A 23,912-nucleotide genomic window follows, 5' to 3' on the forward strand; every position below is an offset into this window, starting at 1 on the left:
ATATGACATCAAGGGGTGGACCATGGACGTCACGGACGTTGCGGTGCAGATGCCGGTCCCGGTGGTCCGGGAGAAGGAAGCGCGGGCGCCATCGGGGTGGGGCGTGCTCGCGGGCGTGGTGGTCGGGGCGCTGGCGAGCGCGGCGCTGATCGCGCTGGGCTCGATCCCGGGCGACGACGGGCCCTCGATCCCGACGATCGCGGCCGGCACGCTACTGCTCGTCGTGACCTCCGTCGTGTCCGTCGGGTTGTTCACCGTCGCGCCCGGCGAGTCGCGGGTGCTCCAGTTCGCCGGCCGCTACACCGGCACCGTCCGCCAGGACGGCCTGCGGTGGGCGAACCCGTTCACCACGAAGGCGAAGGTCTCGACCCGGATCCGCAACCACGAGACCGCGACGCTCAAGGTCAACGACGCGGACGGCAACCCGATCGAGATCGCCGCCGTCGTGGTGTGGCAGGTGGAGGACACCGCGCGGGCGATGTTCGAGGTGGACGACTTCGTGCGGTTCGTCGGCATCCAGACCGAGACCGCGGTGCGCCACATCGCGACCAGCTACCCGTACGACAACCACGACGAGGTCGGGTTGTCCCTGCGGGAGAACGCGGACGAGATCACCGAGACGCTGTCGGTGGAGATCGCGGCCCGCGTGCAGTCCGCCGGGGTGAAGGTGATCGAATCCCGGCTCACGCACCTGGCCTACGCTCCGGAGATCGCACAGGCGATGTTGCAGCGCCAGCAGGCGGGCGCGGTGGTCGCGGCGCGGACGCGGATCGTGGAGGGAGCGGTCGGCATGGTCCAGCTCGCGCTGGCCAGGCTCGCCGAGGAGGACGTGGTGGAACTGGACGAGGAGCGCAAGGCCGCGATGGTGTCGAACCTGCTGGTCGTGCTCTGCGGCGACCGATCCACCCAGCCCGTGGTCAACGCCGGGTCGTTGTACACCTGACGTGGCCGAGCGCAAGAGCGTCCTGCTGCGCCTCGACCCGGCGGTGCACGACGCGCTGACGAGGTGGGCGAACGACGAGCTGCGCAGCACCAACGCGCAGATCGAGTTCCTGCTGCGCCGAGCGCTCGCCGAAGCCGGTCGCCTGCCCACCGGCACGGCCGACCAACCCCGGCGCGGCCGGCCCCGCAAGAGCGAGGGCAACGGCTCGACCGGATGACCGGAGCCGTCGGTGCGGACCCCCGCGCCGACGGCCTTCGCGTGCCACCGGCCGGACGTTGATCAACTCGCGGGGCGTGGCGGCTGGTGCGACTGTTGGCCAGATGAGCGTGAGGGACACCCCGTACCCGCCAGGCACACCCGCGTGGGTGGACATGATGACCACCGACCGCGAGGCCACCATGGAGTTCTACGGCGGCCTGTTCGGCTGGGACTTCGAGATCGGCGGCCCGGAGACCGGGCACTACACGATGGCGCTGGTGCGCGGGCTGCCCGTGGCGGGCTTCGGCGAGATGCCGTCGGACGTGATGTTCCCCGTGGTGTGGACGACCTACCTGGCCACCGACGACCTGGACGAGTCGGTGCAGCGGCTCAACGCCGACGGCGGCAAGGTGCTCGTGCCGGAGTTCGACACCGGCGGGCCGGGGCGCGGGGCGATCGCGGTGGACCCGTACGGCGCGGCGTTCGGGCTGTGGGAGGCGGGCACGCACATCGGCGCGTACGTGGCGAACGAGCCCGGCTCGGTGATCTGGAACGAGCTGGCCACCCGCGACCCGCTCGGCGCGGCCGAGTTCTACCGGCAGGTGTTCGACGTGGGGCTGGACCCGCTGCCGGACTTCCCGTACACGCAGCTGCGGGTGGGGGGCCGCGCGGTGGCGGGCGTGTTCGGCATGACCAACGAGGTCCCCGCCGAGATCCCGCCGCACTGGATGACCTACTTCGCGGTCACCGACGCCGACGCGGCGGCCGGCCGGGTGGAAGAGCTGGGCGGCGTCACGGTCGGCGACGTGGTCGAGTCGCGGTTCGGCCGGTTCACCACCGTCGGCGACCCGATGGGCGCGACGTTCCGGCTCATCCAACCGCCGCCTTCCACCCCAGACTGACCACGAGCGCCACCACGACGGTGAGGAACACCCGGCGCACGAACGCCGAACCGCGCCGCACCGCCAGCCGCGCGCCGAACACCGCGCCGGTCACGTTGCACAGCGCGAGCACCAGGCCCAGGCCCCACAGCACCTTCCCGGCCGGGATGAAGTAGAGCAGCGCGCCCAGGTTGGTCGCCACGTTGACGATCTTGGCCGTGGCCGAGGCGCGCAGGAACGCGAACCCGACGAGGCCCACGAGCAGGAACACCAGGAACGCGCCCGTGCCCGGACCGGCCAGGCCGTCGTAGAAGCCGATCAGCGCGCCGCCCAGGGCCATCACCGCGATCTGCGCGAAGCGCGTGAACCTCGGCGCCTCGGCCACGCCCAGCTCCGGTTTGCGCCACGTGTAGAGGCCGACGCCGACCAGCGCGACGAGCACCACGCCGTTGAGCACACCGGGCGCCAACGCGCCGGCGAACGCCGCGCCGCCCACCGCGCCCGCGAACGCGGCCGCCGCCATCGGCAACGCCGAGGACCAGTCGATCGTGGTCTGCCGGGAGTACGTGCGCACCGCCGCCGCCGTGCCGACCACGGAAGCGATCTTGTTGGTGGCCAGCGCGTAGAGCGGCTGGCCGCCGGGCGCGATCAGCAGCAGCGCGGGCAGCTGGACCAGGCCGCCGCCGCCCACCACCGCGTCGACCGCGCCGGCGAGCGCGGCGGCCAGGCAGAGGAACAGCAGGGCGGCGAGCGAGATGTGCCCGAAGCCGGGCCAGTCGAGTGCGGCGGTCACCCGTTCAGCCTAACCGGATGGTTGTACTGCTTTTTCGGGGCAGGCCTCCGTGGCCGGTAGTGGACGTGGGAACGCTCCCAGATGGGCCGTTCGGCCCTGTCGGGCGTCAGGTCACGCGAGCAAGGGTGTTCCCGGGCGTTCTCCCGATCCACCTGGAGGTTCTCGGTGTTGAGATCCCGCAAGCGGACCACGGTGGCCGCGCTGGTCGCGTTGGCCTTGATGGTCACCGGAGCACAGGCCAGCGGCATCATCGAGCCGGCCGGGCAGGGTTACCAGGACGCACGCGCGCCGATCGACCGCCGGGTCGACGACCTCCTCAAGCGCATGACGCTGGAGGAGAAGGTCGGCCAGATGACCCAGATCCGGTTGGGCAAGCTGCGCGGCAACTGCGAGTGGAACCCCGGTCCGCTGCGCGAGGACTGCATGAAGGCCGTGCTGGAGGACGCGAAGGTCGGCTCGATCCTGTCCGGCGGCGGCGACGCGCCCACCCCGAACACGCCGCGCGCGTGGGCCGAGATGACCAACGCCATCCAGAAGTACTCGCTGGACCACAGCAGGCTGCGGATCCCGCTGATCTACGGCGCGGACGGCGTGCACGGCCACTCGAACGTGCTCAGCGCCACCATGTTCCCGCACCAGATCGGCCTCGGCGCGACGTGGCACCCGGAGCTGATGGAGCAGCTCGGCGCGTCCACCGGCCGCGCCATGCGCGCGACCGGCGTGTTCTGGAACTTCGCGCCCGTCTCCGACATCGCCCGCGACACCCGCTGGGGCCGGTACTACGAGACCTACAGCGAGGACCCGGTGCTGGCCGGCGCCCTGGCGGCGGCGAACGTGCGCGGGCAGCAGGGCGACCCGACCGACGGCACCGCGCGGCTGACCGCGACCGCCAAGCACTTCGCGGGCTACTCGGAGCCGTTCAACGGCCACGACCGCGCACCCGCCCAGCTGCCCATCCGGTACCTCCAGGACACCGTGCTGCCCGCGTTCCAGCCGCAGTTCGACGCGGGCGTCGGCACCGTGATGATCAACTCCGGTGCGGTCAACGGCGTGCCCGCGCACGCGTCGAAGTACCTGCTGACCACGCAGCTGCGCGACCGGATGGGGTTCCGGGGCGTGGCGATCACCGACTGGGAGGACATCCGGTTCCTGGTGGACCGCTACCACGTGGCGGCGAACTACGAGGAGGCCGTCGCGATGGCCGTGAACGCGGGCGTCGACATGGCCATGGAGCCGTCGGACGCGGCCGGGTTCACCGCCGGGCTGCTGGCGGGCGTGCGCGGCGGCGCGATCCCCGGCAAGCGGATCGACCAGGCCGTGCGGCGGATCCTGAAGCTCAAGTTCGAGCTGGGGCTGTTCGAGAAGCCGTTCGTCGACGTGGCGAAGGCCGACGCGATCGTGAACGGCGCCGACCGGGAGCTGGCCCGTCAGGCGGCGGCGGAGAGCACGGTGCTGCTGCGCAACGACGGAGTGCTGCCCCTGTCGACCGGCGTCGGCAAGCTCGTGGTGACCGGTGACTCGGCCGACTCCGCGGCCAGGCAGCTCGGCGGCTGGACCGTCGGCTGGCAGGGCGTGCCCGCCTCCTCGCCCATGCCGCCCACGGTGACGGTGCTTCAGGGCATCAAGGCCGCCGTGCCGTCGGCGAACGTCGTCAGCGCGGCCAGCCAGGCCGACGCGGTGGCGCAGGCCGGTGACGCCGACGCGGTGGTCGTCGTGCTCGGCGAGGACCCCGGCGCGGAAGGCGAGTCGGACACCGAGGAGCCCGCGCTGACCGCGGCGCAGCAGGGCCTGGTGGACGCGGTGCGGGCGACCGGCAAGCCGGTGGTGGTCGTGCTGCTGACCGGCCGGCCGCAGGTGCTCGGCACGGTGGCGGACGCGCCCGCGCTGGTCGCGGGCTGGCTGCCCGGCTCCGAGGGCGGCAGCGCCATCGCCGACGTGCTGTTCGGCGCGGTGAACCCGAGCGGCAAGCTGCCCGTGTCGTGGCCGAAGACGGTCGGCGACCAGCCGTTCTCCTACGACCAGGTGCGCGGCGCGAACACCTCGCCCAGCTCGGCGTACGACCCGGCGTTCGCGTTCGGCCACGGCCTGTCGTACACGACGTTCACCACGTCCGCGCCCACGCTGAAGTCGGCGGAGGTGCGGCGAGACGACCAGGTGAAGGTGTCGGTGACCGTCGCCAACACCGGCGCCCGGGATGGCACGCTCGTCGTGCCGGTGTACGTGCACCAGCCCGTGAGCAAGGTGCTCACCGCCCCGCAGCGCCTGGTCGGCTTCACCCGGGTGGCGTTGAAGGCGGGCGAGCAGCGGGCGGTCGAGGTGACGTTCGACGTGCAGCGGCTCGCGGTGACGGCGGGCGACATGGACGGCTCGGGCAAGCCGGAGGTCGCCCGGGGTGGCTACGAGGTCGTGGTCGGCGACGGGAGGGCTCGATTCACGGTGCGGTGAGCTGCCCTGATAGCCTTCTCGGTCGTACCCGCGCGGCATTCCGCTGTGGAGGAAAACCGTCCCCCCGTGGGGCGGAGCCGGTGACAAGCGCGGTGCGACTCCGAGACCGAGGAAAAGGTGGCTTTCGCGTGGCGAACATCAAGTCCCAGATGAAGCGGATCAAGACGAACGAGAAGGCGCGCCTGCGCAACAAGGCCGTCAAGTCGTCCCTCAAGACCGCCATCCGCAAGTTCCGTGAGGCCGCCGAGGCCGGTGACAAGGAGAAGGCTGTCGCGCTGGCGCAGGACGCGTCCCGCAAGCTCGACAAGGCCGTCTCCAAGGGAGTAATCCACTCCAACCAGGCCGCCAACAAGAAGTCGGCGCTGGCGCGGCGCGCCAACCAGATCTGATCTGGTCTTCACGCTGAAGTGCCGCCCACCCCCACGCGGGGTGGGCGGCACTTTTCGTCTCCGCCCTCCCCGACCGGCCGGCCACCTGGCGCTCAGCGGCCCGGCAGCGCCGGCCGGCGACCCGGCGGTCAGCGGCGGCCGTGGGCGGCGACGATCTTCAGCACCGCGCGTTCCAGGGCGTAGCCGGAGTCGGCGGCGACGCCTTTGACGTCGGCGTTCAGGTCCGCGACCACCGTCATCGCGGCCGCGAGCCCCCGCTCCTCCCAGCCACGCGACTGGCCCTGGGCCTTCTTCACCTTCCACGGCGGCATGCCCAGCTCGCCCGCCAGCTTGAACGGGTCGCCCCGGCCCACCGCGGAGACCCGCGCGATCGTGCGCACCGCGTCGGCCAGCGCGTCGGCGACCAGCACGTGCGGCACACCGAGCTGGATCGCCCACCGCAACGCCTCCAGCGCACCCGCCCGGTCGCCCATCACGGCCTTCTCCGCGACCGCGAACCCGGTCACCTCGGCCCGGCCGCGGTGGTAGCGGCGGACCGCCTCGGCGTCGACCTTGCCGGCTGTGTCGGCGACGAGCTGCGAGGCCGCCGCCGCCAGCTCGCGCAGGTCCGACCCCACCGCCTCGATCAGCACCGCCACGGCCTCCGGGTCGGCCTTCCCTCCGCCCGCCGCGCGGATCTCGTTGCGCACGAACGCTTCCCGGTCCGCCGCCTTGGTGATCTTGGGGCACTCGGTCACGCGGGCGCCGGCCTTGCGCAGCGCCGCGGGCAGCTCCTTGGCCGCCTTGCTGCGCCCGCCGCCACTGTGGACGACCACCACCGTCACCCCGTCCGCCGGGGCCTTGGCGTAGCCGAGGACCGCGTCGGCGATCTCCGTGCCGCACTCCTGCGCGGCTTCCAGCGCGACCACCCGCCCCTCGGCGAACAGCGACGGGCTCACCAGTTCCGCCAGCTCAGGCGGGGTGAGATCAGTCACGCGGACGCGGGTCAGGTCGGCCTGCGGGTCGGCTTTCCGCGCCACCGCCAACGCACCGCGCACCGCGCGCTCGACCAGCAACTCCTCCTCGCCGAGGATCAGGTGCACGGCGTCGGGCGTGTCAGCGGGCGCACTCACGGCGCGATCCTCCCACGGCCGGCAGACGTCCGGATGGTGGACGTCTCTGGCTGAGGGTCGGGATCGTGACGTAAGTTGAGGGCCATAACTGAATACCGCTCATCCAGAGGGGCAGAGGGATCGGCCCGTAGAAGCCCCGGCAACCCGTCGCACAGCGTCCGCTGGCGATCACGGTGCCAATTCCGACCCGCGGTGCGCGGGAAAGATGAGGAGATACCTCGCGATGACTGCTGTCAGTGTGCCCTCGGCCACCACCTCCTTCGACCTCGGTCCCGCCCGCGCGCTGTCGTGTCGTGAATGCGGCCACCAGACACCGCTCGCCGCCGAGTACGCCTGTCTCGAGTGTTTCGGGCCGCTGGAAGTGGCCTACGACTTCGGTCGGATCCGTCGCGAGGACATCGAGGCGGGCCCCCGGTCGATCTGGCGCTACCGCGGCCTGCTCCCCGTGCCGACCACCGTCGAGTCGCACCCCAACACCAATCCCGGCGGCACCCGCCTGGTCGAGGCCGACCGCCTCGCCAAGGCCCTCGGCGTGCGCAAGGTGTGGGTGAAGGACGACACCGGCAACCCGACCCACTCGTTCAAGGATCGCGTGGTCGGCGTCGCCCTCGCCGCCGCCCGCGAACTCGGCTTCAAGGTCCTGGCCTGCCCCTCCACCGGCAACCTGGCCAACGCCGTCGCCGCCGCCGCCGCCCGCGCGGGCTGGCAGTCGGTGGTCCTGGTGCCGTCCACGCTGGAGCGGGCGAAGATCCTCATGACCGCCGTCTACGGCGGCAACCTGATCACCGTCGACGGCAACTACGACGACGTGAACCGGCTCGCGCAGGAACTGGCCGCCGAGCACGAGGACTGGGCGTTCGTCAACGTCAACGTCCGCCCCTACTACGCCGAGGGCTCCAAGACGCTCGGGTACGAGGTCGCCGAACAGCTCGGCTGGCGCCTGCCCGACCAGATCGTGGTGCCGATCGCGTCCGGCTCCCAGTTGACCAAGGTGGACAAGGCCTTCCGCGAGCTGGGCGACCTCGACCTGGTCGAGCAGACCCCGTACCGCGTGTTCGGCGCGCAGGCCACCGGCTGCTCCCCCGTCGCGGCCGCCTTCAAGGCGGGCCACGACGTGGTCACCCCGGTCCGCCCGGACACCATCGCCAAGTCGCTGGCGATCGGCGCCCCCGCCGACGGCCCCTACGTGCTGGACGCCGTCCGCCGCACCAACGGCGCGATCGAGGACGTCACCGACGAAGAGGTCGTCGAGGGCATCCGCCTCCTGGCCCGGACCGAGGGCATCTTCGCGGAGACCGCCGGCGGCGTCACCGTCGCGACCGCGAAGAAGCTCATCGAGACCGGTCAGCTGGACCCGGACGGCGAGACCGTGCTCCTGATCACCGGCGACGGCCTCAAGACCCTGGACGCCCTCGGTGACCGCGTCGGCCCCCGCGCCAACGTCCCGCCGTCGGCCGAAGCCGTCCTGAAGGCCCTCCAGGACTGACCCCGTTCCGACCGTTCACGCCTGGGGCCCGACCGCGGTGCCCGGCCCCGGGCGTGAACGGTGGCGGTCAGCCCGCCGACGACCGGATCGGCGGCGGTCGACCGAGCGCGGGCCAACTCGGTCGCGGCACGCCGGTCGCCCCGGCTGTCGTTCTCCCCACCGGTGCTCTCCCGTCCGCGGTGGTGGTCACAGGGCGATCCTGGACGAGCGCAGCCACCCGGTCCGGGGGAAGGCGGTCAGCTCCGGCAGGACGTGCGGACCGACCGGTTCGGTCGCCACGCGCCAGGCGGTGAGCATCTGCGGCCAGGGCCGTTTCGCCTTCTCCTGGTTGTAGCGCTCGGCGTGCCACGCCTCCGGCGGGATGGCGAGGTCCGCGTCGAACAGGCCGTCGGCGATCAGGCGGTAGGCGCTGTCCGCGGAGAAGACCTGCGCCAGGCGGATCACGCCGGTGGCCGTCGCCCTGGCGACGATGCCGCGCTCGCCGCCGGGCAGCTCCTCGCAGACGTAGTAGGTGAACGCGGGCCGGAGCTCCTCGCTCGGCCAGGGTTGGGCGGTGTAGCCGGGTTGCCACAGCGCCCACGCCACGGCCCGGTTGTCCTCTTGGGGCGACCAGCCGGAGTGCAGTCGGATCCAGACGTCGTTCTTCATCGTTGTCCCCTTGTCCGTGGTGGTGTCGGCCGCCGCTCCTGCGGGCGACCCGCGGCCCGTCCGGGCCTGCCAGGACGGCGGTGTCGCCGTCCCGGTCCGTGCGCAGCACCAGCGCGCCTCGGCTCGTCAACGCGTCGACGAGCACCCCGCTGGGGTGGCCGTAGCGGTTGTCCGCGCCGACGCTCACCAGCGCGATCCGCGGCCGGACCGCCGCGAGGAACGCCGGTGACGAGTACCGCGACCCGTGGTGCGGCACCTTGAGCACGTCGGCCCGCAGGTCCACGTGCCCGCCGAGCAGGTCCGCCTGCCCGGCCAGCTCGATGTCTCCGGTCAACAGCACCCGCCCGGCCGCGGTCGAGGCCCGCAGCACCAGCGACGCGTCGTTGACCGCCGTGTTCGTGTCCGTCCCGCTCACCGGGTCCGCGCGCGGCCCCAGCACGTCGAGCTCCAGGCCCGGCCAGCTCAACCGCTGCCCGGCGGTCAACTCGACCACCCGGACCCCGGCCGCCCGCGCCCGTTCCCGCACCTCCTCCCACGCCCACCCGGGCTCCCGCGACGGCCCCACCGCCACCGCGCCCACACCCCGCTCGGCCAGCACCGCCGCCAGACCACCGACGTGGTCGGCGTGCAGGTGGCTGAGCACCACCAACGGGATTCGCCGCACCCCCAACCCGCGCAGGCACGACAGCACCGGCACCGGGTCCGGCCCCGTGTCGACCAACACCGCCCGGTCGCGCTCGGCGGTGGCGAGGACCACCGCGTCGCCCTGACCCACGTCACAGGCCACGACCGACCAGCCGGGCACCGGCCAACCGGGTGCGACCACGTTCAGCGGCACGACCATGACCACCGCGCCGACGACGGCCGCCAGGACCAGCGTCCGCACCCGGCGCAGCCTGGTGACCGCGTAGCCGAGCACCAGCACCCCGGCCAGCAACGCACCGCCCGCCCACCCTTCGGGCCAGGCGACCGCCGCGCCGGGCACAGCCGCCGCGTGCCTGCCGACCGCGATCAGCCAGCTCACCGCCGGCCCGGCCACTTCGACGACCAGCCGGGCCGCCGGTTCGTGCGCCGCCGCCAGCACGGTGGCCAGCACACCGAGCACGGTGGCCGGGGCCACGACCGGTGCGACCAGCAGGTTCGCCACCACCGCGACCAGGCTCACCTGGCCGGAGATGCCGGCGACCAGCGGCGCGGTGGCCAGGTTCGCCGCCACCGGCACCGCCAACGCCTCGGCGAAGCCCACCGGGACGCCGCGCTCCTTCATCGCGGCGGCCCACCTCGGCGCGAGCAGCACCAGCGCCGCCGTCGCCACCACCGACAGGCCGAACCCCGGCTCGGTGGCCAACTCCGGGTCGTAGAGCACCAGGACCACCACCGCCGCCGCGAGCGCCGGCAACGCCGACCGCTCCCGACCCAGCACCAGCGCGAGCAACGCCACCGCGCCCATCACCGCGGCCCGCAGCACACTCGGCTCCGGCCCGGCCAGCACCACGAACCCGACCAGCGCCGCCATCGCGCCCACCGCGCAACCACGCGGACCGACCCGCAGCAGCCTCAGCAGCAACAGGACCGCGCCGCAGAGGATCGCCAGGTTCGCGCCGCTCACCGCGAGCACGTGGGCGAGACCCGCCGTGCGGAACTCCTCCACCACCCTGGGCGGGAGGCCGGAGGTGTCACCGACGACGAGCGCGGGCAGCAACCCGGCCGGTTCGGGGTCGAGCACCGTGCTCGCGTCCCGCAGTCCGGCACGCAGGTCCTCGGCGACCCGCTGCCACACCGGCGCTTCGGTCACGTCCCGCGGAGGCCCGCGAACCCGCAGCACCGCGACCGTCAGTTCACCTCCGCGAGGAGGGGCGAGGGTGCCGCGCGCGGTGACCCGTTGACCGGGCAGGAGGTCCCGCCACCCCGCCGCCGGCGCCAGCACGGCGAGCCGGCCACCTCCGTCGAGCGATCCCCGCACCAATATCAGGTCGACTCCACCGGCACGCGAACCGAAACCACTGGTGCGCAAGCCGTGCGGCCGATCGTCGAGTTCGAAGTGGACGGTCGTGGGCGTGCCCCGCTCCGCCGCGACCCGCAACGGGTGGTGGGCCGCCCCGTAGGCCTGGACGCCGATCCAGCACGCCGCCACCGGACCCGCGACAGCCACCGCCACCGCTGCCGGCCGCCACCGGCGCAACGCCGAACCGCCGACCACGGCAGCGATCAACCCGACCGCGAGCGCCGCCCACCACGCCCACCACAGCCCGGCCAAGGCCGTCGCCCACACCGCCAGCGCGGCAGGGACCAGATACGCACGAGGACTCACGACCTCACCTCCCGAGGTAGAGCACGGAGAACGACGACGGTCAGGCCGATCGCCGGCGCCGCTTGTCATGCCGAGTGCGCCCCGACGAGCGCCTCGGCTCAGACCGCGCCGACGATCTCGACGCAGTCGGTGCCGGTGACGACACCGCTGACGCCTCGATCGTGTGCAGGCGCACTCGCTGGCCTGACGCACGCCGCCGACCAGCGCGATTCGCCTCCTCCAGCGACCGCACCGAGAAGTGCTGCGGTATGGGGTCGAGCACCCGCCGGTCCGGGACGTCCGACGGCGGCGAGGCGGGTAGGTCGCCATCTGCTCGACCTGCCCGCAGACCGACGTCGTCCTGCTGCCGCCCGTGCGACGGTCGACCGCCACCGCGTACGGCGACGGCGCGTCGCTGGCCGGCTGGCCACCAGCGCGCCCCGGTGCCGGAACGGGCCACGCCCGAGTACCGCACCTCGACCGGTGCACGGCCCACGCGACGAGCAGGACGTGCTACCTCAACGAGCCGATCGACACCACGACCACGCCGGACAGCACGCGTGGCGTGCCCGAGTCGAAGCGGAGCGTCCGCAGGGCGAGCAGCGGCGCGACGCCGATGCCCGGCCCGACGACCGACAGGGTGTCGGCCATCACCTGCCAGTTGTCCCCGATCGCCTAGCTTGCGAACGGGACCAAGAGCAATAGCGCGCTGACCGCCGGCGGAGACGTCGAATCCAACGCCGCCCACGACTCCAACAACCGGCTCGGGTTCTGCACGCCCACTACGGGCACCACCGCGTCGGTCCCCGCGAGGGATAGTGCGATGCCGATGCTCAGCCCGAAGACCAACAGGGTGTCGGACATTGCCTGGCGGTGGCTTCCGGTTGCCCAACTCGGGGAAGGGCCAAGAGCAACATCCCCGGACTGTGGGCGGCAAGGCTGCCGGCGATTCCGGCGACTGGCTCGTGTTCTGCGCGGGCCCGCTAACGGCACCATCACGTCCGGGCGGTTGCGCGTCTGGGCCACGCACAACGCGCTCGTGGCCGACGCGTCCGCCGTTGTCGCCGGAGCGTTCCACGCCGGACGCTCCGTGCGGTGCTGCTCCATGTGCACCGGCGAAGTGCGCCGGCCCGTCGTTCGGCCTGGAGTGCAGCAACTGCGACCACGGTGGCCGAGTCGGAGGTGGTGCGGCCCAGCTTGGCCGGAGGTCGAGGGTGGGCGGCTCATGAGCCCATCCAGCGAGACCTCGACAGGGTGGTCAGGCGGGAGGTGGCAGCGCGGATGGCGCGGCGGATGCGGGCCAGGAGGGTGGAGGGTCGGTGGCATTCGAGGTGCGGGCAGGATCGGGTGGGAAGCATGGCGGGCTCCGGGAAGGCGTTAGAGGCGGACGAGGTCGCGGAGCTTGGACAGTTTCGCGTCGCCGATGCCCTCGATCTCGCCCAGTTGGTCCAGGGACGTGAAGGGGCCGCGTTTCTGCCTTCGGTCGACGATGCGCTGCGCTGTCACCGGGCCGACACCGGGCAGGGTGTCCAGTTGGTCCTTGGTCGCGGTGTTCAGGCTCAGCGGCTCGGTGGTCGTGCCGGCCTGGTGCGGGACGGCGATGCCCACGGCGATCTGCTCGCCGTCGGTGACCTTGCGGGCGAGGTTCAGCGGGGTCAGGTCGGCACCGGGGTTGGCACCACCTGCGGCCCGCAGCGCGTCGGCCACCCGCGCGCCGTTCGGAACGGTCACCAGCCCGGGGCTGGGCACGAGGCCCACCACGTTGACGACGAGCTGCTCCTCGGCCTGGGTGACGACGGCTGCCTCGGCCACCGGGAGGTCCGGTGGGGTCTCCGGCACGGGCCGCTCCCACCACAGGGCCAAGGCGACCACCAGCGCCACACCGGCCATCACTCCCGCGAGCAGGAACCTGCGGCGGTGCGGGACGGCCGGTTCGGGCAGCCAGCGGCGCAGCAGGCGGTGAAGGTTGTGGTGCAGCCCGTGGTGCAGCGGGGTGGGTGGGCCGGTGCCGCCGTCCGACGAGACGAAGACCAGGGTCTCGGCGTCTGACGCGCGGTGTCTGCCCCGCTCCTGGGAGACGAGGGCCTTCAGGCGGGCGGTCGTGGTGTCCGGGTTCTTGTCGAACATGGGACCGACGTTAGGCCGGGTGGAGCAGGGGGTGGGGAGGGAGTTTCCGATCTGTGGACAACCGGCTGAATGATGGATAAGGAGAGCTAGGACACCCCTCCGGGCAGCACCACGACCCCCAGCACACCGGGACCCGTGTGCGCGCCGATCACCGCTCCGACCTCGGAGATCAGACAGCCGGTCGAACCGGGCAGGCGCTCGTCCAGCAACGTCGCCAGCTCCGCCGCGCGTTCCGGCGCGGCCAGGTGGTGGACGGCCAGACCGACCGGCCCGGAACCCGCCGCCGACGCGGCCAGGTCGACCAGCCTGCCGATCGCCCGCCCCATCGTGCGCACCTTCTCCAGCGGCACGATCCGACCGTCGTCCACGTGCAGCAACGGCTTCACCGCCAACGCGGTGCCCACCAACGCGGCGGCGGCGCCGATCCGCCCACCCCGCCGCAGGTGGTCGAGCGTCTCCACGCAGAAGAACATCCTGACCCTGGCCGCGGCCGCCACCGCGGCTTCCTCCGCGCACGCGGCGTCACCACCCGCGGCGCACGCGGCCAGCGCGGCGAACCCCAACCCCATGCCCGTGGCCCGCGAGTCGACCACCCTGATCCGGCTCGGGTCGACCTCCTCCGCGGCCAACCGCGCGGCCTCCCACGTGCCCGAGAGGTCACGGGACAGGTGCACGGACACGATCCCCTCCGCGCCCTCGGCCAACGCGGACCGGTACACCTCGGCCAGCTCACCGGGCGTCGGCCGGGACGTGGTCACCCGCCGGTGCTCCCCCAGCGCGGCGGCCAGCTCCGCCGGGCCGAAGTCCACCCCGTCCAACCTGCTGCGACCGTCCACGGCCACGTGCAGCGGCACGACCCGGACGCCGTGCCGCTCGGCGAACCCCTCAGGCAGGTACGCCGTCGAGTCGGTGACGATCGTGGTGGACACGAGAGCCGAGACTACGGCTCCGCCGCACCCGAGTGGCCGACCGCCACGGACCTGATCAGTTCCGCCATGGCCCGCCCGACCAGCTCGTGCCCTTCCCAGCCCCAGTGCATGCCGTCCGGGTTGCCGAGCCGTGACCGAACGTGCTCACCCACCAGCGGCGGCACGTCCAGCAGCGGCACGCCTGCCTCACCCGCCCAGGACCGCAGCGCGCGCTCCCCCGCCGCACGCCCGCTGTGCACACCCGCGTAGGCGGGCGAGCAGTGCACCGAGGGCGTCATCCCGACCACCCTGATCCGCGGCTGCAGAGCACGCACGGCGCGCACCGAGTCGTCCAGGTACCGCACGGTCAAGCGCGGCGGCAGCGCCACCGGATACCCGCAGAACGCCCGCGACAGCACCGGCTGCAACGTCCGGTACCCGGTCCGGGCCCGCCGCCGCAGCCCGTCCGGCCGCAGGTAGCGCAGGCCTTGCCGCAGGTAGGTCGGCAGCGGCGACGGCAGCGTGTCCATGTGCCCCACGGCCAGCACCACCACGTCCGTGCGCGGCAGCAGCGACCACACCCGGGGGTCCCCGGTCAACGACCACCAGGCGTCCCGGGCCGTCCAGCCGAACCCCGCCGCCAGCTCCGCGTGCCCGCCCAACGCCGACGCCGCGACGTTCGGCCACAACCGGGGGTCGTCGGCGGGCAGCGGCCCCCGCGGACCGTGGAACGAGAGCGAGTCGCCGAGGACGAGCAGTCTCACCTGGTGCTTCCGGCGTTGTACGACGACAGCCGCCACCGCCCGTCGCCCTGCGGGCGGCGGGCGAACACGGTCCAGTGGCAGTTGCCGATGCCGCCGAGCAGCGCCCAGCGGTCGACCGGCAGCTCCAGCAACTTCCCGGTCAACGCGCTGATCAGGCCGCCGTGCGCGCACAGCATGACCGTGCCGGAGAACTCGGCGTCCACCTCGGCGACCACGGCGAGCGCGCGCTCGGCGACCTCCACGCGCGTCTCGCCGTCCGGCGGCGCCAGGGTGCCGTCGACCCGCCACAGGTCCAGGGCACCCGGCCACTCCGCTTCGATCTCGGTCGAGGTCAGCCCCTGCCACTTGCCCAGGTGCGTCTCGCGCAGCCGTTCGTCGACGCGCAGTCCGACGCCGGTCGCGTCGGTGAACACCGTGGCGGTGTCCCTGGCGCGACGCAGGTCGGAGGCGACCACCAGCTCGGGCTCGAACCCGGCGAGCACCGGCACCGCGAACCGAGCCTGGTTCCACCCGGTCTCGGTCAGCGACGAGTCCAGGTGGCCCTGCATGCGGCCGGTCGCGTTGTAGTCGGTCTCACCGTGCCGCCACAGCACGAGCCGGTTCAGGGTCATGCCTCGGCGACCTCGTCGGCCGGTGGCCCGGCGTCGAACTCGATGCGCGGGCAGTCCTTCCACAGCCGCTCCAGGCCGTAGAAGGTGCGCTCCTCGACGTGCTGGACGTGCACTACCACGTCCACGAAGTCCAGCAGGACCCAACGACCTTCGCGCGCGCCCTCACGGCGGACCGGCTTGCGGCCGGCCTCGCGCAACTTCTCCTCGACGCCGTCCACGATCGCGCCGACCTGCCGCTCGTTCGCGGCGGAGGCGATCACGAAGCAGTCCGTGATCACCAGTTGGTCGGACACGTCGAGCACGATCACGTCGTGCGCCTTCTTGTCGGCTGCCGCGTCAGCGGCGGCCAGCGCCAACCGTCGTGCCTCGTCGGTGGCTGCCACGTCACTCCTCATCACACCGGCGGACGCCGTTACGCCCGCACGAGTCAATGAGGGTACCGGCGTCCCGGCTCAGTCCGGCATCGAGTAAAGCCGACGCTTGCTTATGTACTGGACGACACCATCCGGCACGAGGTACCAGACGGGCAGTCCGGCGGCCGTCCGGGCCCGCACGGCGGTCGACGAGATGGCCATCGCGGGCACCTCCACCAGCGACACCGCGCCCGGCGGCAGGTGGGTGTCGTCCAGCTCATAACCCGGTCGGGTGACCCCGATGAAGTGGGCCAGGCCGAACACGTCGTCCGCGCGCCGCCAGGACAGGATCTGCTCCAGCGCGTCCGCGCCGGTGATGAAGAACAGGTCCGCGTCCGGGCGCCCGACCTTGAGGTCGGTGAGGGTGTCGATGGTGTACGTCGGTCCGGGCCGGTCGATGTCGACCCGGCTGACCGAGAACCGCGGGTTGGAGGCGGTGGCGATGACCGTCATCAGGTACCGGTCCTCGGCCGCGCTGACCTCGCGCTCGCTCTTCTGCCACGGCTGGCCCGTCGGCACGAAGACGACTTCGTCGAGGTCGAAGCGGGCCTGGACCTCGCTGGCCGCGACCAGGTGGCCGTGGTGCACCGGGTCGAAGGTGCCACCCATGACGCCGATCCGCCGGTTCGACATGGGAGGTGAGCCTAGTTCGGGTGGTGCGCGGGCGGCCGGTCGCTCCCCGAATGGCCGCCCGCGCACTCGTCCCCCGATCGCGGCCCCGGGGGAGCGGGCCGCAACCGCGGATCGCGCGACCCACCCCGAATGAGCCGCACGGTGGAGGAACGCGCACGTCACGCGGTTATGACGCGATCGGCTGGAATTTTTTCTACAGCTGCGGCGCGAGCACCGTGCCGTCCGACGAACGCACCAGGATCGCCTCCATCGGGCACGACTCCGCGGCGTCGATGACGGCGTCGTCCGGGTCGACCCCCGAGTTGATCGGGGTGGCCGTGCCGCCGTCGAGGCGGAAGTGGTCCGGCGCGATCGACGTGCACATGCCGGTCCCGAGGCACGCGCCCTTGTCGACTTCGATCGTCCACTCGCTCATCGGTCTACCACCTCACCAGTAGTCGTTCGGGGCCTCGCACCAGTCTGCCCTTCTTGAACACCACGTCGTCGGCCAACTCCAGGTGCGGGAACCTATTGAGCAAGGTCGAGATGGAGACCTGCAACTCCATCCTTGCCAAGGGCGCGCCGATGCAGTGGTGCACGCCGTGGCCGAACGCGAAGTGCGGGTTGTGCTCGCGGTGGAAGTCCAGCTCGTGCGGGTTGGCGAACACGGCCGGGTCGCGGTTGGCCACGAGCCCGTCCACGAACACCGCTTCGCCGGCGCGGATCGTCACGCCCGACAGCTCCACGTCGGCGGTGGCGATCCGGGGGAAGCCGGGCGAACCGGACAGCTTCGTGATCCGCAGCAGCTCCTCCACGGCGGCCGGCACCAGCGACGGGTCCGCGCGCAGCTCCGCCAGCCGGTCCGGCTGGGTGAGCAGCTGGTAGACGAAGTTGCCGATCTCGCTGCCGGTCGTCTCGTGGCCCGCGATGAGCAGCGTGACGCCGAACGACACCAGCTCCTCCTCGGTGAGCCGGTCGTCGTTGTCGTGCGCGTGCACCAGCACGGTGAGCATGTCGTCGGCCGGGTTCTCGCGCTTGTCCTCGACCAGCTCGCGGATGTAGGCGCGCAGCGAGGCCGCGCCGGCTTCGATCTCGGGCACGGTGAACGCGGTGATCGCCACCGCCGCGTCCGACCACTCGCGGAACTTGGCCCGGTCCGGCATGGGGACGCCCAGCATCTCGCTGATGAGCGTGATGGCCACGGGCATGGCCAGGGTGTCGACGAGGTCGGCGGGCGGGCCCTGCGCCTCCACGTCGTCCAGCAGGCCGTCCACGATCTGCTGGGCGCGTTCGCGCAGCTGCCCGGTGCGGCGGGCGGTGAACGCCTTGGCCAGGATCCGGCGCAGCCGGGTGTGCTCCGGCGGGTCCATGCTCAGGATGGTGGTGATGTTCGGCACCGCGGGCATGGTGCGCGGCGGGTCGTAGTCGGCGTCCATCACCGGCGCGCGGCTGAACCTCGGGTCGGCCAGCACGACCTTGGCGTCGGCGTACCGGGTGACCAGCCAGGCCTCCCGGCCGTACGGCAGCCGCACGCGGGCCACCGGCTCGTCCCGCTGCAGCTCCAGGTAGGTCTCGTTGACCACGAGGTCGTCGGGTTCGGGGAACGGGTAGGACCTGGCCGCCATCGGAACTCCCACTGCCAGTGATCACTTGTCCCCGACAGTAGGTATCCCGCCCGGCACGCGGGACGTGCCCCGCAACGCCGCTACGGCTTTCACCGGCGGCGCTGCGGAGCCCCCTGCCGCTACGGCTGGGGCGCGAGCACCGTGCCGTCCGCCGAACGCACCAGGATCGCCTCCATCGGGCACGACTCCGCGGCGTCGATCACCGCGTCGTCCGGGTCGACCTCCGGGCTGACCGGCGTGGACGTGCCGCCGTCGAGGCGGAAGTGGTCCGGCGCGATCGACGTGCACATACCCGTCCCCAGGCACGCGGCCCGGTCGACGCCCACCGTCCACCGGCTCATCGGTTCACCACCGCACCGGCAGCGCCTGCGGGCCGCGGATGAGGCGGCCCTTCTTGAACGTCACGTCGCCGTCCAGCCGCAGCAGCGGGAACCGCTCGACCAGGGTGCGGATGGCGACCTGCAGCTCCATCCGAGCCAGGGGCGCGCCGATGCAGTGGTGCGCGCCGTGGCCGAACATGATGTGCGGGTTGTGCTCGCGGTGGAAGTCCAGCTCGTGCGGGTTGGCGAACACCGACGGGTCGCGGTTCGCCGTGACGTTGTTGACGAACACCGCCTCGCCCGGCTTGATCGTCACACCGGACAGCTCGACCTCCGCGGTCGCGATCCGCGGGAAGCCCGCGGAGCCGCCCAGCGCGGTGAACCGCAGCAGCTCCTCGATCGCGGCGGGCACCAGCGACGGGTCGGCCCTCAGCTCGCCGAGCCGGTCGGGCCTGCGCAGCAACTGGAAGACGAAGTTGCCGATCTGGTTCGCGGTGGTCTCGTGGCCCGCCACCAGCAGCGTCACCCCGAACGAGACCAGCTCCGCCTCGCTGAGCCGGTCGTCGTTGTCGCGCGCGGCGATCAGCACGGAGAGCATGTCGTCGGCGGGCTCGGCGCGCTTGCGGTCGACCAGCCCGGCGATGTAGGTCCGCAGCGACTGGCCGGCGCCCACGATCTCCTCGGGCGTGAACGCGGTGATCGCCACGGCCGCCTCCGACCAGGCGCGGAACTGGCGGCGGTCCTCGACCGGCACGCCGAGCATCTCGCAGATGATCGTGATGGGCAGCGGCATGGCCAGCGCCTCGACCAGGTCCGCGGGCGGGCCCTGCGCCTCCACGTCGTCCAGCAGGCCGTCCACGATCCCCTGGGCCCGCTCGCGCAGCTGCTCGGTGCGCCGCGCCGTGAACGCCTTCGCGACCAGCTTGCGCAGCCGCGTGTGGTCCGGCGGGTCCATGCTCAGGATGTTCGTGTCGGTCGGCATCGTGGGCAGGGTGCGCGGCACGTCGGCGCCCGGCTCCATCACCGCCGCGCGGCTGAACCTCGGGTCCGCCAGCACCGTCTTGACGTCCTCGTACCGGGTGGCCAGCCAGCCCTCACCGCCGTAGGGCAGCCGCACCCTGGCCACCGGCTCGTCCCGTTGCAGCTCGAAGTACGTCGGGTTGATCTCCAAGTGGTCGAGCTCGGTGAACGGATAGGACCTGGTCTCCATCGTCTACCCCCATGTAAGCACTCGCTTACATCCGACAGTAGGCAGGTCGTCACGGACCGTCAACCGGGTTGGCTGTGTTCCAACAGGACGGAGGCCGCCCGCGTCACCAGGGCCGCGACGGTCGCGGCGTCCGCCTCCGCCAGGGGCTCTTTGCCGAACACCGTGCGCAGCACGCCGATGCCGACGACCCACGCCAGGACGAGGTCCGCGCGCAGCTCCGCGTCCTCCGCGTCCGTAAGGGACGACAGAGCGCGCGCGTACTCCTCACCCAGCTGCCGCCGCACGACCTCCGCCGCCGAGTCGTGGTGCGCGGACCGCAGCACCGCGTACAGCGGGTGGTCCTCGCGCCTCGGCTTCTCCTCCATCATCCGCAGCAGCACGTTGCGCAGCAGCTGCTCGGCGGGCGAGTCCTCCAGCAGCTCACGGCTCTGCGTGGCCAGCACGGTCGCGAACAGGGCGTCCTTGCTGCCGTAATAGCGGAACAGCAGGGCCTGGTTCACGCCCGCGAGGCTCGCGATGTCACGCACCGTGGTGCGGTCGAACCCGCGTTCGCCGAACAGCTTCGTGGCGGCGTCCAGCAACGCCGCCTTGGTCGCGGCGGCGTCCCGGGGTCGGCTCACGACGTCGGCCGGACGTGCCCCTCGCCCCAGACCACCCACTTGGACGAGGTGAGCTCGGCCAACCCCATCGGGCCGCGGGCGTGCAGCTTCTGGGTGGAGATGCCGATCTCCGCGCCCATGCCGAACTCGCCGCCGTCGGTGAACGCGGTGGACGCGTTGACCATGACCGCCGCCGCGTCGACCCTGGTGGTGAACCGGCGGGCCGCGGCGAGGTCGCTGGTCACGATGGCCTCGGTGTGGCCGGAGCCGTGCGCGGCGATGTGCTCGATGGCCTCGTCGATCGAGTCGACGACGCGGGCGGCGATGTCCAGCGACAGGTACTCGGTGTCCCAGTCCTCGTCGGTGGCGGCCTGGACCCGGGGGTCGCCGGCGAACCGCTCGTCGCCGTGGATGGTGACGTTCTCGGCCCTGAGGGCGTCGATGATGCGGGGCACGAACTCGTCCGCGATCGAGGCGTGCACGAGCAGCGACTCGGCCGCGTTGCACACGCTCGTGCGGCGGGTCTTGGAGTTGAGCACGATGCGCTGCGCCATGTCGAGGTCGGCGCTCGCGTCCACGTAGACGTGCACGTTGCCCACGCCGGTCTCGATGGCCGGCACGGTGGCCTGCTGCACGACGGCGTTGATCAGGCCCGCGCCGCCGCGCGGGATCACCAGGTCGACCAGGCCGCGCGCGGTGATCAGGTGGGTGACCGAGGCGCGGTCGTGGCACGGCAGCAGCTGCACGGCGTCGGCGGGCAGGCCGGCGGACTCCAGCGCGTCGCGCAGGATCGCGACCAGGGCGGCGTTGGAGTGCTCGGCGGTGGACGAGCCGCGCAGCAGCGCCGCGTTGCCCGACTTCAGCGCCAGGCCGGCCGCGTCGACGGTGACGTTCGGGCGGGCTTCGTAGACCATGCCGACCACGCCCATCGGGACGCGGACCTGCTTGAGCTCGAGGCCGTTCGGCAGGATCGAGCCGCGCAGCACCTCGCCGATCGGGTCCGGGAGGCCGGCCACCGTCTCCAGGCCCTGGGCCACGCCCTCGATCCGGGCCTCGGTGAGGGTGAGGCGGTCGAGCAGGCCCTGGTTCAGGCCCGAGGCCTTGCCCGCTTCGAGGTCCTTGGCGTTGGCCTCCAGCACCTCGACGGCGCGGGTGCGCAGCGCGGCGGCCATCTCGTGCAGCGCGGCGTCCTTGCCCTCCCGGGTGGCGAGGACGAGCTCGTTGGCGGCGACCCGGGCGCGCCGAGCCGCGGCGTGCACCTGTTCGCGCAGGTCATCAGTCACGTCGTCAAGCCTACGGTCACCCGGTCGTGGTTGTCTTCGAGGTTCCCGAGGATCGGACGGCAGCAGGTCGTCCGTCCACGATCGGGTGAAGCTCGGCTGCGGACCCTCGCACAGGTGTCCGTCCTGTCGGGGCCGTCTGCCACTGTGTGGCACATGGACGACAGCGCACTGCGGGAACTGGCCGAGGAACGGCTGAGGGCTTTGGCGGGCCCTGGAGCCGTGCTGCGCGACGACCAGTGGACGGCCATCCGCGCGCTGGTGTCCGAACGGCGGCGGGCGCTGGTGGTGCAGCGCACGGGGTGGGGCAAGTCCGCCGTGTACTTCATCGCCACGGCGCTGCTGCGGTCCCTGGGCGAGGGGCCGACGGTGATCGTGTCGCCGTTGCTGGCGTTGATGCGCAACCAGGTCGACGCGGCCGCGCGGGCGGGCGTGCACGCGGCGACGATCAACTCCGCCAACACCGACGAGTGGCAGGACGTGCAGGACCGGGTGGCGTCCGGTGACGTGGACGTGCTGCTGGTGTCGCCGGAGCGGCTCAACAACCCGGACTTCCGGGACACGGTGCTGCCGTCGCTGACCGCGTCGGCGGGGCTGCTGGTGGTGGACGAGGCCCACTGCATCTCCGACTGGGGTCACGACTTCCGGCCGGACTACCGGCGGCTGCGGACGTTGCTGACCGAGCTGCCGGCCGGCGTGCCGGTGCTCGCCACCACGGCCACGGCCAACGACCGGGTGGTGCGGGACGTGGCCGACCAGCTCGGATTGGGCGCGGGCACGGACACGCTGGTGCTGCGCGGGCCGCTGGACCGGGAGAGCCTGCGGCTGTCCGCGGTCCGGCTGCCGACCGCCGAGGCCAGGCTGGGGTGGCTGGCCGAGCGGCTGGAGCGGCTGCCCGGCTCGGGGATCATCTACACGCTCACCGTGGCGGCGGCGGACGACGTGGCGGCGTTCCTGCGCGAACGCGGCTACGAGGTGACGGCGTACTCGGGCCGCACCGATCCGGCCGAGCGCCAGCGGGCCGAGGAGGACCTGCTGGCGAACCGCGTCAAGGCGCTGGTGGCGACGTCGGCGCTGGGCATGGGGTTCGACAAGCCGGACCTGGGGTTCGTGGTGCACCTGGGCGCGCCGCCCTCCCCCATCGCCTACTACCAGCAGATCGGCCGCGCCGGGCGTGGCGTGGAGCGGGCCGAGGTGCTGCTGCTGCCCGGTCCGGAGGACAAGGACATCTGGGCGTACTTCGCGTCGCTGGCGTTCCCGCCGGAGCACGTGGTGCGGCAGGTGCTCGACGCGCTGCCGGCGGACCGGGCGATGTCGACGGCGGCGCTGGAGCCGATGGTGGAGCTGTCGCGCACCCGGCTGGAAGTGGTGCTGAAGGTGCTCGACGTGGACGGGGCCGTGCGGCGGGTGCGCGGCGGGTGGGTCGCGACGGGGCAGCCCTGGTCCTACGACGCCGAGCGGTACGAGCGGATCGAGGCGGCGCGGCAGGTGGAACGGCAGGCGGTGCTGGACTACCTGGCCACCGACGGCTGCCGCATGGAGTTCCTGTTGCGGCAGTTGGACGACCCGCACGCGGCGCCGTGCGGGCGGTGCGACAACTGCACCGGGCAGCGGCCGTCGGCGGAGGTGTCGGAGACGGCGGCGTCGGCGGCGCGGGAGCGGCTGCTGCGGCCCGGCGTCGAGGTGGAGCCGCGCAAGATGTGGCCGACCGGGATGGCGGCGGCCGGGGTGTCGTTGTCCGGGAAGATCCCGGCGGGCGAGATCGCGGCGACGGGGCGGGCGCTGGGGCGGTTGACCGACATCGGCTGGGGCAACCGGCTGCGGTCGTTGTTCGCCGGCGCCGACCAGGAGATCCCGGACGACGTGTTCGCCGCGTGCGTGAAGGTGCTGTCCGCGTGGAGCTGGGCGGAACGGCCGGTGGGCGTGGTGACGGTCGGGTCGCGGTCCAGGCCCGCGCTCGTGGGCAGCTTCGGGCAGCGGATCGCGGCGGTCGGGCGGCTGCCGCTGCTCGGCCAGGTGTGGCTGGGCGAGGCGACGCGCCGGGCCAACAGCGCGCAACGGCTGGTGGGGCTGGTGCGCGAGACCGACGTGCCGGACCTGTCCGGGGTGGACGGTCCGGTGCTGCTGGTGGACGACCAGGTCGACACCGGCTGGACCATGACGGTCGCCGCGCGGCTGCTGCGGCGGGCGGGCGCGTCGGCGGTGCTGCCGTTCGCGCTGGCGGTGACGGCGTGACGAGGAGGTGAGGGCGACGGGGT

23 protein-coding genes and 1 riboswitch are annotated in these 23,912 nt (G+C 72.6%); of the genes, 7 read left to right on the plus strand and 16 right to left on the minus strand.

Annotated elements, in window-relative coordinates:
* The first annotated feature begins 22 nt into the window (after positions 1-22).
* From EDD40_RS15875 to EDD40_RS15885, 3 genes are all read left to right on the plus strand, one after another.
* Positions 23-943, plus strand: coding sequence for an SPFH domain-containing protein (locus EDD40_RS15875; protein ID WP_123743609.1), 921 nt, complete (start codon positions 23-25; stop codon positions 941-943).
* Between the two features lies 1 nt (position 944).
* Entirely contained in the window at positions 945-1,160 is a 216-nt protein-coding gene (locus EDD40_RS15880; RefSeq protein WP_123743610.1) for a type II toxin-antitoxin system antitoxin, read from the plus strand.
* 103 nt (positions 1,161-1,263) lie between these two features.
* On the plus strand, positions 1,264-2,043 hold the full coding sequence (locus tag EDD40_RS15885; protein WP_123743611.1) for a VOC family protein: 780 nt from the start codon (positions 1,264-1,266) through the stop codon (positions 2,041-2,043).
* Here EDD40_RS15885 and EDD40_RS15890 read toward each other — a convergent pair.
* Positions 2,012-2,815 (minus strand): sulfite exporter TauE/SafE family protein, encoded by an 804-nt coding sequence (locus EDD40_RS15890; RefSeq protein WP_123743612.1) that lies wholly within the window; start codon positions 2,813-2,815, stop codon positions 2,012-2,014. The two genes, EDD40_RS15885 and EDD40_RS15890, sit on opposite strands and share 32 nt — an antisense overlap.
* Before the next feature lie 165 nt (positions 2,816-2,980).
* Between EDD40_RS15890 and EDD40_RS15895 the strand changes: the two genes are divergently transcribed.
* Both EDD40_RS15895 and rpsT read left to right on the plus strand, forming a co-directional pair.
* Positions 2,981-5,260 carry a glycoside hydrolase family 3 N-terminal domain-containing protein gene (locus EDD40_RS15895; RefSeq protein WP_425471197.1) on the plus strand — a complete coding sequence of 760 codons (2,280 nt, stop codon included), beginning with the start codon at positions 2,981-2,983 and terminating at the stop codon, positions 5,258-5,260.
* Between the two features lie 128 nt (positions 5,261-5,388).
* Positions 5,389-5,649 carry a 30S ribosomal protein S20 gene (rpsT, locus tag EDD40_RS15900; RefSeq protein WP_123743614.1) on the plus strand — a complete coding sequence of 87 codons (261 nt, stop codon included), beginning with the start codon at positions 5,389-5,391 and terminating at the stop codon, positions 5,647-5,649.
* 128 nt (positions 5,650-5,777) lie between these two features.
* On the opposite strand, the gene holA is transcribed toward rpsT, so the two are convergent.
* Positions 5,778-6,761: a DNA polymerase III subunit delta gene (holA, locus tag EDD40_RS15905; RefSeq protein ID WP_123743615.1), complete on the minus strand. Its 984-nt coding sequence runs from the start codon at positions 6,759-6,761 to the stop codon at positions 5,778-5,780.
* Between the two features lie 96 nt (positions 6,762-6,857).
* A riboswitch (SAM riboswitch) is annotated at positions 6,858-6,973 on the plus strand.
* 11 nt (positions 6,974-6,984) lie between these two features.
* Between holA and thrC the strand changes: the two genes are divergently transcribed.
* Positions 6,985-8,247 carry a threonine synthase gene (gene thrC, locus EDD40_RS15910; protein ID WP_123743616.1) on the plus strand — a complete coding sequence of 421 codons (1,263 nt, stop codon included), beginning with the start codon at positions 6,985-6,987 and terminating at the stop codon, positions 8,245-8,247.
* 67 nt (positions 8,248-8,314) lie between these two features.
* Here thrC and EDD40_RS15920 read toward each other — a convergent pair whose 3' ends face one another.
* From EDD40_RS15920 to EDD40_RS15985, 14 genes are all read right to left on the minus strand, one after another.
* Positions 8,315-11,206, minus strand: a complete 2,892-nt coding sequence (locus EDD40_RS15920) for a DNA internalization-related competence protein ComEC/Rec2 (protein WP_425471198.1) — start codon at positions 11,204-11,206, stop codon at positions 8,315-8,317.
* Positions 11,207-11,698: 492 nt separating this feature from the next.
* Positions 11,699-11,836 carry a hypothetical protein gene (locus EDD40_RS41735; RefSeq protein ID WP_170185099.1) on the minus strand — a complete coding sequence of 46 codons (138 nt, stop codon included), beginning with the start codon at positions 11,834-11,836 and terminating at the stop codon, positions 11,699-11,701.
* A gap of 726 nt (positions 11,837-12,562) precedes the next feature.
* Complete coding sequence (locus EDD40_RS15930) at positions 12,563-13,312, minus strand: ComEA family DNA-binding protein (RefSeq protein WP_246037682.1); 750 nt, start codon at positions 13,310-13,312, stop codon at positions 12,563-12,565.
* An 86-nt stretch (positions 13,313-13,398) separates the two neighbouring features.
* Positions 13,399-14,241 carry a DegV family protein gene (locus EDD40_RS15935; RefSeq protein ID WP_123743618.1) on the minus strand — a complete coding sequence of 281 codons (843 nt, stop codon included), beginning with the start codon at positions 14,239-14,241 and terminating at the stop codon, positions 13,399-13,401.
* 11 nt (positions 14,242-14,252) lie between these two features.
* The gene (octT, locus tag EDD40_RS15940; protein WP_170185100.1) at positions 14,253-14,984 is read right to left on the minus strand and encodes a diglucosylglycerate octanoyltransferase; all 732 of its coding nucleotides are present in this window, start codon (positions 14,982-14,984) and stop codon (positions 14,253-14,255) included.
* Complete coding sequence (locus EDD40_RS15945) at positions 14,981-15,595, minus strand: histidine phosphatase family protein (RefSeq protein ID WP_123743620.1); 615 nt, start codon at positions 15,593-15,595, stop codon at positions 14,981-14,983. Before EDD40_RS15945 ends, octT begins: the two co-directional genes overlap by 4 nt.
* Positions 15,592-15,978 (minus strand): ribosome silencing factor, encoded by a 387-nt coding sequence (gene rsfS / locus EDD40_RS15950; RefSeq protein ID WP_123743621.1) that lies wholly within the window; start codon positions 15,976-15,978, stop codon positions 15,592-15,594. The genes EDD40_RS15945 and rsfS overlap by 4 nt, the downstream gene beginning before the upstream one ends.
* Before the next feature lie 69 nt (positions 15,979-16,047).
* A complete protein-coding gene (gene nadD / locus EDD40_RS15955) occupies positions 16,048-16,641 on the minus strand; it encodes a nicotinate-nucleotide adenylyltransferase (RefSeq protein ID WP_123743622.1) in 594 nt (197 codons plus the stop codon).
* 193 nt (positions 16,642-16,834) lie between these two features.
* Entirely contained in the window at positions 16,835-17,056 is a 222-nt protein-coding gene (locus EDD40_RS15960; protein WP_123743623.1) for a ferredoxin, read from the minus strand.
* A gap of 4 nt (positions 17,057-17,060) precedes the next feature.
* Entirely contained in the window at positions 17,061-18,245 is a 1,185-nt protein-coding gene (locus EDD40_RS15965) for a cytochrome P450 (protein WP_123743624.1), read from the minus strand.
* Positions 18,246-18,364: 119 nt separating this feature from the next.
* Positions 18,365-18,586 (minus strand): ferredoxin, encoded by a 222-nt coding sequence (locus EDD40_RS15970; RefSeq protein ID WP_123743625.1) that lies wholly within the window; start codon positions 18,584-18,586, stop codon positions 18,365-18,367.
* Positions 18,587-18,590: 4 nt separating this feature from the next.
* The gene (locus EDD40_RS15975; RefSeq protein WP_123743626.1) at positions 18,591-19,775 is read right to left on the minus strand and encodes a cytochrome P450; all 1,185 of its coding nucleotides are present in this window, start codon (positions 19,773-19,775) and stop codon (positions 18,591-18,593) included.
* Positions 19,776-19,834: 59 nt separating this feature from the next.
* On the minus strand, positions 19,835-20,395 hold the full coding sequence (locus EDD40_RS15980; protein WP_123743627.1) for a TetR/AcrR family transcriptional regulator: 561 nt from the start codon (positions 20,393-20,395) through the stop codon (positions 19,835-19,837).
* Entirely contained in the window at positions 20,392-21,657 is a 1,266-nt protein-coding gene (locus tag EDD40_RS15985; protein ID WP_123743628.1) for a glutamate-5-semialdehyde dehydrogenase, read from the minus strand. Before EDD40_RS15985 ends, EDD40_RS15980 begins: the two co-directional genes overlap by 4 nt.
* A gap of 153 nt (positions 21,658-21,810) precedes the next feature.
* Between EDD40_RS15985 and EDD40_RS15990 the strand changes: the two genes are divergently transcribed.
* Complete coding sequence (locus EDD40_RS15990) at positions 21,811-23,889, plus strand: RecQ family ATP-dependent DNA helicase (protein ID WP_123743629.1); 2,079 nt, start codon at positions 21,811-21,813, stop codon at positions 23,887-23,889.
* Positions 23,890-23,912: the final 23 nt, after the last annotated feature.

Source organism: Saccharothrix texasensis (assembly GCF_003752005.1).
Classification (GTDB): Bacteria; Actinomycetota; Actinomycetes; order Mycobacteriales; family Pseudonocardiaceae; genus Actinosynnema; species Actinosynnema texasense.